The organism is Sphaerisporangium sp. NPDC051011 (genome assembly GCF_040653595.1).
Classification (GTDB): Bacteria; Actinomycetota; Actinomycetes; order Streptosporangiales; family Streptosporangiaceae; genus Sphaerisporangium.
The window spans coordinates 415,808-428,321 of record NZ_JBFAGG010000004.1 but is presented as its reverse complement, the minus strand read 5'-3'; the positions used below and the strand labels follow the sequence as shown (position 1 = coordinate 428,321).

8 protein-coding genes are annotated in these 12,514 nt (G+C 73.5%); 6 read left to right on the top strand and 2 right to left on the bottom strand.

Annotated features, from left to right (window positions below; genetic code table 11):
* Positions 1-141 precede the first annotated feature (141 nt).
* The 3 genes from AB0H21_RS12095 to AB0H21_RS12085 are packed head-to-tail and all read left to right on the top strand — an operon-like array spanning position 142 to position 3,124.
* Positions 142-1,167 carry an iron chelate uptake ABC transporter family permease subunit gene (locus tag AB0H21_RS12095; RefSeq protein ID WP_358514991.1) on the top strand — a complete coding sequence of 342 codons (1,026 nt, stop codon included), beginning with the start codon at positions 142-144 and terminating at the stop codon, positions 1,165-1,167.
* Between the two features lie 3 nt (positions 1,168-1,170).
* A complete protein-coding gene (locus tag AB0H21_RS12090) occupies positions 1,171-2,301 on the top strand; it encodes an iron chelate uptake ABC transporter family permease subunit (RefSeq protein WP_358514988.1) in 1,131 nt (376 codons plus the stop codon).
* 4 nt (positions 2,302-2,305) lie between these two features.
* The gene (locus tag AB0H21_RS12085; protein WP_358514985.1) at positions 2,306-3,124 is read left to right on the top strand and encodes an ABC transporter ATP-binding protein; all 819 of its coding nucleotides are present in this window, start codon (positions 2,306-2,308) and stop codon (positions 3,122-3,124) included.
* 102 nt (positions 3,125-3,226) lie between these two features.
* On the opposite strand, the gene AB0H21_RS12080 is transcribed toward AB0H21_RS12085, so the two are convergent.
* Positions 3,227-4,210 (bottom strand): methionyl-tRNA formyltransferase, encoded by a 984-nt coding sequence (locus AB0H21_RS12080; protein WP_358514982.1) that lies wholly within the window; start codon positions 4,208-4,210, stop codon positions 3,227-3,229.
* A 111-nt stretch (positions 4,211-4,321) separates the two neighbouring features.
* Between AB0H21_RS12080 and AB0H21_RS12075 the strand changes: the two genes are divergently transcribed.
* Positions 4,322-5,668, top strand: a complete 1,347-nt coding sequence (locus AB0H21_RS12075; protein WP_358514980.1) for a SidA/IucD/PvdA family monooxygenase — start codon at positions 4,322-4,324, stop codon at positions 5,666-5,668.
* A gap of 213 nt (positions 5,669-5,881) precedes the next feature.
* Positions 5,882-6,718: a siderophore-interacting protein gene (locus AB0H21_RS12070; protein ID WP_358515414.1), complete on the top strand. Its 837-nt coding sequence runs from the start codon at positions 5,882-5,884 to the stop codon at positions 6,716-6,718.
* 134 nt (positions 6,719-6,852) lie between these two features.
* Here AB0H21_RS12070 and AB0H21_RS12065 read toward each other — a convergent pair whose 3' ends face one another.
* The gene (locus AB0H21_RS12065) at positions 6,853-11,229 is read right to left on the bottom strand and encodes an SbcC/MukB-like Walker B domain-containing protein (RefSeq protein WP_358514977.1); all 4,377 of its coding nucleotides are present in this window, start codon (positions 11,227-11,229) and stop codon (positions 6,853-6,855) included.
* Positions 11,230-11,508: 279 nt separating this feature from the next.
* On the opposite strand from AB0H21_RS12065, the gene AB0H21_RS12060 reads away from it, so the two are divergent.
* On the top strand, positions 11,509-12,507 hold the full coding sequence (locus tag AB0H21_RS12060) for a transporter substrate-binding domain-containing protein (protein WP_358514974.1): 999 nt from the start codon (positions 11,509-11,511) through the stop codon (positions 12,505-12,507).
* Positions 12,508-12,514: the final 7 nt, after the last annotated feature.

Here is a 12,514-nt window from a genome sequence, read left to right as displayed (position 1 = left end):
TTGGACGAAACCGGCCGGAGTCCGACCGTGATCGGCGCCCATACTAAGGTAAGGTTTACCTAAGTCACAGACCCCGAGGCGTGATTTCAGGGCCGAAATAAGGTTCGCCTAACCTAAGGAAGTCGCAGTGGAGACAGTTCGGTGACCCGCGCCGGAGGGCTTCGGCCCGCGCTCCTCCTGGCGTCGCTCGGCGCCGTCCTGCTCGTCCTCTGCCTGCTCTCGGTCGCCCTCGGCGCGCGGAACGTGCCCCTCGACCAGGTGCTGGGCGCCCTGTCCGGGCGCCCAGGGAACCGGCTGGCCGAGAACATCGTCTGGACGGTCCGCGTGCCCCGCACGGCGCTCGGCCTCGCTTCCGGCGCAGCCCTCGGGCTCGCGGGCGCGCTCATGCAGGCGCTGACCCGCAACCCGCTGGCCGACCCCGGCGTGCTCGGCGTCAGCGCCGGAGCCGCCTTCGCCATCGTGTTCGCGGTCGCGGTGCTCGGGCTCGGTTCGCTGTACGGATACGTCTGGTTCGCGTTCGCCGGCGCGCTCGTCGCCGGCGTCCTGGTCTTCACGCTCGGCAGGCTGGGCCGCTCGGGGCTGACACCGGTCAAGCTCGCGCTCGCCGGCATCGCGGTGACCTCGCTGCTCACCTCGCTGACCGGCGCCATCGTCCTGACCGACCCGGACGCGCTCAACCGCTACCGCTTCTGGAACGCCGGATCGCTGGCCGACCAGACCGGTGCCACGGTGCTGCGCGTGCTCCCGTTCCTCGCCGCGGGCGCGCTGCTGGCGCTGGCATGCGCGCCCGCGCTGAACAGCCTCGCCCTCGGCGACGACGTGGCGGCCTCGCTCGGGCGGCGGCTCGGGCTGGTGCGCATGCAGGGCGTCGCCGCGGTCACGCTGCTGACCGGCGCCACGGTCGCGGTCATCGGCCCGGTCGTCTTCCTCGGCCTGGTGATCCCGCACGCCGCGCGGGTGCTCGCCGAGCGGGCGGGCATCGGGCCGGACCACCGCTGGCTGCTGCCGCTGTCGGCGCTGCTCGCGCCGTGCCTGCTGCTCACCGCGGACATCGTGGGACGGGTCGTCGTCCGTCCCGTCGAACTCCAGGCCGGGGTGCTCATCGCGTTCATCGGCGGGCCGTTCTTCATCGCCATGGTGCGCCGTCGCCGGCTCGCGGAGGTGTGAGCCGTGGTCCGCACCTCGGGCGCCGGGAAGCTCCACGCCTCCGGCACCGCCGGGCCCCGTACCGGCGGAAGGCCGCGCACCGGTCAGACCGTTCTCGCGCCGCGCCTCTTCCGGCTCGCCGTCCCGCCCGTCTCCGGCGTCCTGCGTCCCCGCCTGGTCGTGGTGTGCGCGGCGCTGCTGGCCGCCACCTTCCTGGTGTTCTGCTGGGGCGTCTCGATCGGCGAGGTCCCGATCGGCCTGGTGGACGTGATGAAGGCCCTGGCGGGCCAGGGTGACCCCGGGACACTTCTGGTGGTCAGAGAGCTGCGGCTGCCGCGCGCGGCGGTCGGCCTGCTGGCGGGCGCCGCGTTCGCCGTCTCCGGCGCGCTGTTCCAGACGATGACGCGCAACCCGCTGGCCAGCCCCGACATGATCGGCCTCACCGCGGGCGCGGGGACGGCGGTCGTCGCGGGCATCGTGCTGGGCTGGGACGCCGGGCCGGGCGTCCAGGCCCTCGGGCTGCTCGGCGCGCTGGCCACGGCCCTGCTGGTGTACGCGCTGGCGTGGCGGCGCGGCACGACCGGCTACCGCATCGTCCTGGTCGGCATCGGCCTGTCGTGGATCTGCTCGAGCGCGACCGACTTCCTGCTGGCCCGGGGCGGTCGCTTCCAGGCGCAGGCCGCGCTCGGCTGGCTTGTGGGCAACCTCAACGGCCGGTCGGCCGGGGACGCGGTGCCGCTCGCCGTCGCCGTGGCCGTGCTGCTGCCCGTGGCGCTGGTGCTCGGCCGCCTGCTGCGCACGTTGCAGCTCGGGGACGACGTCGCCGCCGCGCTCGGCACCCGCGTGCAACCGGTCCGGCTCGCGCTGACGCTGACCGGCGTCGGGCTGGTGGCGTTCGCCACCGCGGCGGCGGGGCCGATCGCGTTCGTGGCGCTCGCCGCGCCGCAGATCGCCCAGCGGCTGGCCGGGGACGCCCACCCTCCCCTGGTGGCGTCGGCGCTGACCGGGGCCCTGGTGGTCCTGGCCGGCGACCTGGCCGCCCGCACGCTCATCTCCGGCACCGAACTCCCGGTCGGTGTCGTCACGGGCGTCCTCGGGGCGCCCGTTCTGCTCTGGCTGCTCATCCGCGCCAACCGCGCGGGCTCAGGAGGCTGAACGCATGCCGACCCCCCATCCGGACCTCAGGGCGAGCGGCCTGCGCCTGGCGTACGGCGACCGCCCGGTCGTCGAGGACCTGGACGTGACGATCCCGCCGGGGCGTGTCACCGCGATCGTCGGCGCGAACGCCTGCGGCAAGTCGACACTGCTGCGCGCGCTGGCCCGGCTGCTGACGCCCGTCCAGGGGAAGGTGCTGCTGGACGGGCGGGCGCTGCGGTCGATCCCGCCGCGGGAGCTGGCCCGGCGCCTCGGCATCCTGCCGCAGAGCCCGGTCGCCCCGGAGGGCCTGACCGTCGCCGACCTGGTCGGCCGGGGCCGGTCGCCGCACCAGACGTGGTGGCGGCAGTGGTCGGCGGCCGACGAGCGTGCCGTCCGGGACGCGCTGGCCGCGACCGGCATGACGGCGCTGGCGGAGCGGCCGGTGGACGAGTTGTCCGGCGGGCAGCGCCAGCGCGCGTGGATCGCCATGGCCGTCGCCCAGGGCACGGGGGTGCTGCTGCTCGACGAGCCGACGACGTACCTGGACCTCGCCCACCAGATCGACGTGCTGGACCTGATCACCGACCTCAACCGGCGCGAGGGCCGGACGATCGTGATGGTGCTGCACGACCTCAACCAGGCCTGCCGGTACGCCGACCACGTGATCGCGATGAAGTCCGGCCGGATCGTCGCCGAGGGCGCGCCGGCGGACGTCATCACCGAGCAGGCCGTGGAGGACGTCTTCGGGCTGCGCTGCCGGGTCACGACGGACCCGGTCAGCGGCACGCCCATGGTCATCCCGAAGGGCCGTCACCACGACGGCGACGCGGTGACGGCCTGACCGGCGGGCCCCGGACCGCGGGCGGTGGTACAGGCGGGCCCGCGAGCGCGGGCCTCCCTCGGCTCAGGAGACCGGCTCAGGACACCGGCTCAGGACAGCGGCTCAGGACACCGGTTCGGAGACCGCCGGGGCGAGGGCCTGCGGCTGCGCGGTGAGGTAGCCGCCCATGACGCGGAAGTACTCCAGCGCGGGATACTCGGCGCCGTCGTCGGTGCGCACCCGCCGGACGAGCAGCCCCGGCCGCCGTCCCGTGCGCGCGTCGGCCCCGGCCACGATGACCACGCCGTCGTCCTCGCGGATGAACACACGCCCGGGGGTGCCGCCGTAACGGGCCCGGGAGACGGCGGCGGACACGATGCGGATCCGCTCGCCGCCGTAGTAGGTGAACGCGTTGGGATACGGGTCCGACTGGGCGCGCACGAGCCGCTCCAGGTGCTCTGACGGCCAGGTCCAGTCGATGCGGCTGTCCTCGATGGACCGCTTGTGGAAGAAGCTCGCCCGGTCGCGGTCCTGCGGCGTCCACCGCGCCCTGCCGGTGGCGATGAGGTCGAGCGACTCGCGCACGACCGGGCCGATCAGGTCGACCGTCCGGTGGAACAGGTCGGTGGCGGTGTCTCCGGGCCGCACGGGCACGGCGCGCTGGAGCACGATGTCCCCGGCGTCCAGGCCGGCGTCCATGCGGTGCGCGGTGACGCCGACCTCCGTCTCGCCGTTGATGAGCGCCCAGATGATCGGCGAGAAGCCCGCGTACGCGGGCAGCAGCGAGTCGTGGATGTTGAGCGTGCCGTGCGGGGGCAGGTCGAAGATGTCCGGCGGCAGCCAGGTGCGCCAGTTGTTGGCGACGATGATGTCGGGGGCGGCGTCCCTGAGCGCCTGGAGCAGTTCGGCGTCGCCGGGGCGGCGGCGCAGCAGGACGGGGACGTCGTGCTTGGCGGCGAGCTCGGCCACCGAGTCGTCCCAGATCCGCTCGTAGACGTGGTCGCTCTTGGGGTGGGTGACGACGAGGGCGACCTCGTGGCCGGAGTCCAGCAGCGCCTGCAAGGTGCGATGCCCCCAGGTCTGGTAGCCGAACATGACGACCCGCATTGACGATCCCCTCTCACCACATGAACTACTAAGGTTAGCCTTACCTCATGATTGCAAGGTAAGGCTAACCTTATCTACCATGTGGCAGGCGAAAAAGGAGGAGATGCCGCGGTGAACACACTGCACAGTGGGCCGGACATCGTCTATGACATCCTGGGCGTCGGCTTCGGGCCGTCGAACCTGGCGCTGGCCATAGCCGTCGAGGAGCACAACGCCACGGCCGCCGCCACGGACCGTCTGGTGGCCGGGTTCCTGGAGAGGCAGCCGCGCTTCGGCTGGCACCGCGGCATGCTCATCGACGACGCGACGATGCAGGTCTCCTTCCTGAAGGACCTCGTCACCATGCGCGACCCGTCGAGCGACTTCAGCTTCCTGTGCTACCTGCGCGCGTGCGGCAGGCTCGTCGACTTCCTCAACCAGAAGACGTTGTTCCCCCTGCGCGTGGAGTTCCACGACTACTTCGAGTGGGCCGCCGCCCGGGTCGCCCACCTGGTCGACTACGACGCCGAGGTACTCGCCGTCGAACCGGTGACGGCCGAGAACGGCGAGGTGCGCTGGTTCGACGTGCGCAGCGCGGTCCCCGGCGACCCGTCCCGGACGGTCGTGCGCCGCGCCCGCAACGTCTGCCTGGCGGTCGGCATGGAGCCCCACCTGCCGCCCGGCACCGTCCTGTCCGACCGCGTCTTCCACAACAGCGAACTGCTCCCGCGCGTCGCCGAACTGGCCGCCGCGGGCACCCCCGTACGACGCGCGCTGGTGCTCGGCGCCGGGCAGAGCGCCGCCGAGGCCGTCGACTACCTGCACCGCACGTTCACCGGCGCCGAGGTCTGCGCGGTGTTCGCCAAGTACGGCTACACCCCGGCCGACGACAGCCCGTTCGCCAACCGCATCTTCGACCCCGAGGCGGTCGACGTCTACTTCAACTCCCCGCCCTCGGTGAAGCGCTCCCTGTTCGACTACCACCGCGGCACCAACTATTCGGTCGTCGACATGGACCTCATCGAGGCGCTGTACGCCACGAGCTACCGCGAGAAGGTGCGAGGTGAGGAGCGGCTGCGCATGCTGAACGTCTCCCGCATCCGCGACGTGCGCACGCGGGACGACGGCCTGGAGATCGCCGTCGAGTACCTGCCCACCGGCGAGCACGAGGTGGTCACCGCGGACGTGCTCGTCCACGCCACCGGCTACCGCTCCCCCGACATCGCCTCCCTGCTCGGCGAGACGGCCAAGCTGTGCCTGCGCGACGAGGAGGACGGCGTCCGCGTCGGGCGCGACCACCGGGTCGAGCTGTGCCCCCCGGTCACCGCGGGCATCTACCTCCAGGGCGGCACCGAGCACACGCACGGCATCACGTCCACGCTGCTGTCCACCACGGCGATACGCGCGGGCGAGATCCGCGACTCCCTGCTCGCCCGCCGCGCGGCGCCCACCGTCCCCCTCAGCGCCCCCTCCCGCTGACCGTCCCCGTCCCTCCTCCGTCCTCTCACGCCGGGGACGCGACTCCCGCCGGGATACGACCGTCCGCCCGTCCAGGCATCCCGCGCGTCCCCGACACCCGGAAAGGCCGCCCGTGACCGATCTCGCCCGCCCGCCTCGACCCGGCCGCCACGTACCCGAGGGCGAGCGACGCCGGCCGGGGCCGCGCGTCCGCCGTTCCCGAAGGCCACCGGCCTGCTGGAGGTCGTCTCCGCCACGCCGCTCTCCCCGCTCATGCGCCGCCTCGTCCTCCGCCTGGACTGCGACGTCCCCCTGCCCGTCGAGGAGCCCGCCGAGATCATCACCCTGATCTGGCCCGCGTCCGGCGCGGCCGGGGTCGTCCTGCCCGAGCGGGGACGCTGGCGCTTCCCCGAGGGGACGCCCGGGCAGCACTGGGCCAACTACACCGTGCGCCTCTACGACCGGGACGCCGGTCTGGTCACGATCGACTTCTTCGGCCACGGCGACGAGGACCACGGCGCCGTGGCCGAAAGCGACGGGAGCCAGAGCACCGTGGCCGAGGCCGACGGGAGCCAGAGCACCATGGCGGAGGCCGACGAGGGCCGCGGCTCATCGTGGGCGCGCACCGCGGCACCCGGCGACCGCGTCGGGTTCGCGGGCACCCGTGTCCACTGGGTGACCGACCCCACGGCGTCCTGGACGCTGCTCGTGGGCGACGAGACCGCGCTGCCGTCCATCGCCGCCATCGCCGAGACGCTTCCCGCCGGGCGCCGGCACATCGCCGTGGCCGAGGTGCGCGACGCCGCCGAGCGGGCGGCCCTGGACGCGGCGCATCCCGAGGTGCACTGGGTGGACCGCGGCGACCGCGCGCCAGGAGAGAGCCGCGCGCTGACGGACGTCGTACGAGGCCTGGACCTGCCGCCCGGCCGGGGTCAGGTGTGGGCCGGCGGCGAGTCCCTGATGATCCAGCGCCTGCGCCGCCACCTCACCCGCGACCGGGGACTTTCCCGCGACCAGGTGTGCGCCATGGGCTACTGGAGCCACCCAAGGCCCCGGCTCACGACCGCGTGAGCATAGGAGCGGTGACCGGCCCCTCTCGGGCACCAGGCCGCCCTCACCCGTGACCGCCCAGCCGATCCCCGCCGGTCGTCCCAGTCAGTTCTCGTCACTCCCCCTCAGTCCCCCCAGTCCCCCGTCAGTCCTCGTCAGTCCCCGTCCCGGTCCTCGCCCGGGCCGGCGTCCCGGGTCATGAGGCCGGCTTCGAGGAGGCCGGCCTCCAGGGGGCCGCGTCTGGTCGGGGCGAAGCCCAGGAGTTCCTTGGCCAGTTCCTCGTTACCGGAGAAGCCGGCCGCCGAGTCCACCAGCTCGCAGCCGTCCCACAGGACGAGCATCGCCGACACCGTGTGCGACGCCTTGTCGCTGTGCATGTCGTAGTGCGCCGCCGCGGGCACCGTCTCGTACCGCGCCCACAGGTCGTGGCCGGTCATGAAGACGTCCAGGTCGTAGCGGACGGTGAGCCCCAGCAGGTCCGGCTTGTAGACGTCGTCGATGCCGGCGAACGCCTCGTCCAGCGCGATCATGCGGGGACAGCCGCCGGACGCCGACGAGTACAGGGCGTTCGCCGCGGCGAACAGCGGCAGGTGGATCGCGGCCGACTTCTCGCCGCCCGACATCTGGGAGTGGCGCTTCTTGCTCAGCCGCACCTCGTCCTCACCGGGCACCTTGAGCCGCAGCTCGAACGAGCGCCAGGCCCGGTAGTCCAGGACGGCGAACAGGACCTCCTTGTACGTCGCCCGGGGATGGCCCGCCCGGTACTCGCGGATCATCTGCCGGATCAGGCGGCGCAGCTCGGCGAGCCGGTCGGCGCCGGGCCCGTCCTGCTCCAGCAGCGCCGAGACCTCCCGCTGCAGGTCGGTGATCTTGTCGGAGGCCACCCAGCGGATGCCGACCGTCGTACCCGTCGACATCGGCCGGGACCGGGTGTCGGCGTCCATGCCCTTGACCAGTTCCCTGGCCACGGAGACGCGGTCGGAGATCTGCCGGGCCAGCCCGGCGAGCAGCTCGTCCTCCAGGACCGTGCGCTCGCGTTCCTCCAGCAGGACGCCCTGCTCGCGTGCGCGCTCGGCGACGCGGCGCGCGAACTCGGCGACCGCGTGGCGGCCGTCGGCGTCGTGCACCCGCACGACCACCACGGACTCGCCCTGCTCCCAGTCCAGCCGGTAGTCCTCCTCGCAGGCGGTCAGCGCGTCGTCGAACTCCTTCAACGCCTCGGACATGCGGTCGCGCGCGGTCTTGCGCGCGGCCTCCCCCGCCTGGCGGCCCGCGGTGGTGGCCTCGCACAGCGCCAGCAGCTCCACGGCGCCGTCCGGGAGGACCGACCGGACGGCCTCGGCGGGCTCGCGCCCGGAGAGCCGCTCGACGATCTCGGTCACGGCCCGCTCCGGCTCCTCCCAGCGGGACCGGTCCGGCCAGGACGGCCCGGCGTCCACCCCGAGCACCGGCCGCAGGTCCGCCTGGACGAACGGCGCGAACGACGCGAGCTGGTCGAACAGCTCCGCCACCGCGGACACGAGCGCGTCCCTGCCGTGGTCGTAGGCGGCCCTGGCCGTGACGAGCGCGTCGTGCTCGGCGCGGGCGCGTTCCTCCGAGGCACGCACGGCGGCCTTGACCGCGGCGAGCTCGCGCTCCACCTGGTTGATCTGGGCGAGGATCTGCTTGAGCGGCGCGCTCAGCGCGTCCTCCAGCGCGGCCAGGCGCGCGGCGGCGGCGAGGTGCGCCTCCTGTTTCTCGGCGAGGTCCTCGGACGCGGCGCGCGACTCGGCGCCGAGCCGCTCGATCGTGCGGCGGCGGCCGGTGAGGTCCTTCTCCAGCAGGGCGATGCCGTCGCGCTCCCGCAGGAGGCGTTCCGCGGCGGTGGTGTAGTCCGCGACCGCGCGGGCGACCGCTTCGACCTCCTCCTCGCCGGACGGCATGCCCCGCTCGGCGGCGGCCTGCCGGAGCCTGCGCCGCTCGGCGTCCACCTCGGCCGTCGCGGCGTCGAGCGCGGTCGCGGCCTCGGCGTGCTGCGCGCGGGCGGCGGCCAGCAGCGTCGACCGCTCCGCGAGCGCCGCCATGGCGGCGGGGACCTCCTTGCCCAGGCGGCGCAGCTCGGACCTGGCCCGGCCGAGGTCGTCCAGCCGTTCCCGGAGCGTCTCGCGCTCGGCCTCGGCCGCCGCCCGGTCGCGTTCCCCGGACTCCAGCAACCGCCTGTACTCGGCGATCCTCGCCTTCCGCCGGGCCGCGCGGTTGGTCGCGCCGATGTACTCGGCGGCGGGTTTGGGCCCCGCCCCCACCTGGACGCCGAGGCTGTAGTGGCCGCGCGTGCTGATCGCGGGCGCGGGGGTGGTGAGGGTGAGCTCGCCGGTCAGCGCGATCGAGCCGAGCACCGCGGACACGACCGCGACGGGTACGAGGTCCTGCTCCTCGGGCACGAGGACACTCGCCAGCGTCCGCCCGGCGGGTGAGGCGGGGGATCGCGATCCGTTCGCGGAGGCCACGGCCGAGAGCGTCCCCTCCTCGCCCGAGCCGGGATGTGAGAGCAGGTAGGCGTCCGGTTCCACCTGCTCCAGGGCCTGGGCGGTGTGCCGGGGGTCGGGGTGGATCCACGCGGTGAGCAGGCCCGCCGCGTCCAGGGCGCCCTCCACGGCCGCCGCCTCGCCGGCGGAGACGTCGTCGGCGAAGCGGACGAGCCGCCACAGCGGCGCGCCCGGCCGCGCGTCCCGGTCGGCGTGACGGCCGGCGGCGAGCGGCGGGGCGTCGTCGCGCTCGGCCGCGACCTCGTCCCGCAGGGCGGTGAGACGGCGGGTCTCGGCGGCGACGCGCTCCAGCCGGGCCTCCACCGCCGCCACGCCCGCGGCGAGCGTCGTGCGCCGGGCCTCGGTCAGGTCGCCGAAGACCTCGGCGAGGCTCGGGGCTCCCGCCTCGCCCGCGCGGGCCAGCGCGGCGGCGAGGGCCTCGGCGTCGGCGGCGCCGACGGTGCCGGCATCGGGGGCGGCGTGCTCCGCCGACCACCTGGCGGCCCAGGCGCGCAGTTCGTCCTCAGCACGGACGCGCGCCCGTCCGACGCCCTCCTCGGCGTCATCGCAGGCCCGCTCGGCGTCGTCGGTCTTCTGGCGCGAGCGGCGCGCGGCCTCGTCGGCGTGTGCCCGTTCCCGCTCGGCCTCGCGGGCCTTCCCCAGGCGCAGCCGGATGTCCTCGACGTCCTGCAGCCGGGCGGCGGCCTGCGCCCTGACCTCCTGGAGGGCGGCGGCCCCGTCCACGGATCCGCCCGCACCGTCGGCGTCCTCGACGAGCGGGGTGGCGTCCGGGGTGATCCCGGCGAGCTCGGCCGCCTCGGTCTTGGCGGTGGCCAGCCGGAGCGCCGCCGCACGGGTGCTCCCGAGCCGCCGCTCGACGTCCTCCGCCTCGCCGCGGAGCTGGGCGATGTGCTCGGCGGCGCGGGCGTTCGCCTCCCGGGCCCGCGCGATCTCCTGGGCGCCCTGGGCGACGAGGCGGCGCGTGCTCTCCAGCTCGCCCTGCGCGGTGTACGCCTCGTGCCGCTTCAGGCCCTCCAGTGTGCCTTCCAGCGTGTTCCGCTCGGCGGCCGCGGCCCCGGCGGCCTCCTCGGCCTCGCGCTGGGCGGCCTCCGCGCGCCGCGCCTCGGCGCTCGCCTCGCTCACCGCCGCCGCGTGCCGCACGGCCTGGTCGGTGCGGACCCGGACGCGGTCGAGGTGGGCGCGCGCCGCGATCCGCAGGTAACCGCCGTAGCGCTCCAGGAACGCCCGGGCGGCGCCGTCGGCCGCCGCGAGGTCGTCCATCAGGCGCTGCACGGCGGCGAGGTTCTCGAAGTCGCGCGAGGCCTGCTCGACGAGCTCGTCGGAGACGGGGCTCAGCCCGGCGGTGAGGGTGTCGGACACCTTCGCCGGGTCGAGGTCCTTGGCCAGCAGGGGACGGCGCAGCGCGAGCAGCAGGTCGAGGAGCTGGGTGTAGCGTTCCCGGCCGAGGCCGAACAGGGCGGCGTCCACGGCCTCCCGGTAGTCGGTGGGGTTGTTGTGCCAGGCCCCCGGCCCGAGCACGGCCTTGAGCTGGCGCTCGGTCAGCGGGCGGGAGTCGCCGGTCAGCAGCCCGAAGTCGACGCCGAGCCGCTTGTCCGTCACGAAGTAGGCCCGTTTGACCTCGGGGCGGTCCTTGTGGGCGTGCAGGGCGATGACGAGCGTGACGGTCCGCGCGCCGTCGGCGAACTCCATCCACACGAAGCCGTGCTCGGACTCCTGCCCGCGGTACAGCAGGTTGGACTTCATGGTGCGGTTCTCGCCGCTGAACGGGTCCAGACGGCGGGCGTCGACCACGCCGTCCAGGATGAACGGGAACAGCACCTCCAGCGCCTTGGTCTTGCCCGAGCCGTTGTGCCCGCGCAGCACCAGCCGCCCGTCCGCGAACACGAACTCCTCGTCCGTGTAGTCCCAGATGTTGATCAGCCCGGCCCGCGACGGCTTGAACCGCCGGCCCACCTCCACGACCTGACCTGCGGGACCGGGGACGCGGGAGTCGGACCTGAGCTGCACGTCGAACACATTAGCGTCTGGCGACGTCCCGGCGCGCCGAACAAGAACCCGCCGGAACGGCGACCGGCGGGAACCCGGTTCCTGGCGCGTGACGATGCTCTCGAGATCGGAGTCTCGCTTGAACCGGGCCCCCGGACACCGGGAGCCGGCCGATAGCCGCTGGTAGCGGGCGCCGCCATCCACATCGTGAGACGGGATGGCGCGGCAATATCAAGGCCCTTTATATTGGCATTCCCCCTATTGGCTATAGGTTTTACCTGCTTTTGAAAGAAGATCGCTGTGCGCTCCTCCATGTCAGTGACGCCGCGCGTCCGCCGCCGTCTGATCATCGGGCTCGTCTCCTTCGGACTCGCCGGCCTGACCGCCTGCGGGTCAAGTGAGACCTCGGTGAACGCCGGTCAGACCGGTGCCGGAAAGGCGGCCACCCCGTCGAGCCAGACGACGAGCCTGGCCACTCAGGCGCAACTCACCCCCCACTACACACCCGCTGACGACCTGCGCGCCAAGCTGCCGAAGAGCGTGCTCGACTCCGGTGTGGTGCGGACCGCCACTAGTGTCGGCCTCCCTCCGATCAACTTCCCGGGCGAGAACTCCAATGAGGTCAAAGGGCTCAACGCCGACCTCGTCAACGCCGTCGAGCAGCTTCTCGGCGTGAGGTTCGAGTCGCAGAACTATCCGAGCACGGCGGCCCAGTTGCTCGCCCTCGACTCCAAGCGGATCGACCTGACCACCTCGACCAACGGCGACACCAAGGAGCGGCAGACGAAGTACGACTTCATCGACACGCTGCTGTCGCGCAACGTGCTGATGGTCAAGAGGGGCAACCCCGCCGCCATCGCCTCGGCCGCCGACGTGTGCGGCAAGAGGTTCGGCGAGGTCAAGGGCTCGTTCTCGGTGCTGGCGATCCTGCAGGGCGTCTGCCGGAAGGGCGGCAAGGCCGACCCGGTCCTGTCGAGTTTCGAGGACATCCCGTCGATGCAGCTCGCGCTGGTCTCGGGCCGGATCGACACGTACGTGGGCAGCGACTTCAACGTGGTGTGGGACCAGTCGCAGGGCAAGCCCGTCGACGCCGTCCAACTCCCCGAGGCCGGCACGCTCGTCCTCGGCTGGACCGTTCCCAAGGGCGCGGACGGCCTGCGCGACGCGGTCCTCGGCGCCCTGCGCAAGCTGCACGCGGACGGCTACTACGACAAGGCGTTCGCGCACTGGGGCCTGTCGGGCAACGAACTCGAGCCCGGGGTCAACATCGGCCATCTCGGAACGGGGTTCGGGGGTTGAGCGCCCC

Bases quoted from the DNA above. Each gene is read 5' to 3' on its own strand.
- AB0H21_RS12085 (WP_358514985.1), top strand. From the start codon at position 2,306: ATGCCGACCCCCCATCCGGACCTCAGGGCGAGCGGCCTGCGCCTGGCG.
- AB0H21_RS12080 (WP_358514982.1), bottom strand. From the start codon at position 4,210: ATGCGGGTCGTCATGTTCGGCTACCAGACCTGGGGGCATCGCACCTTG.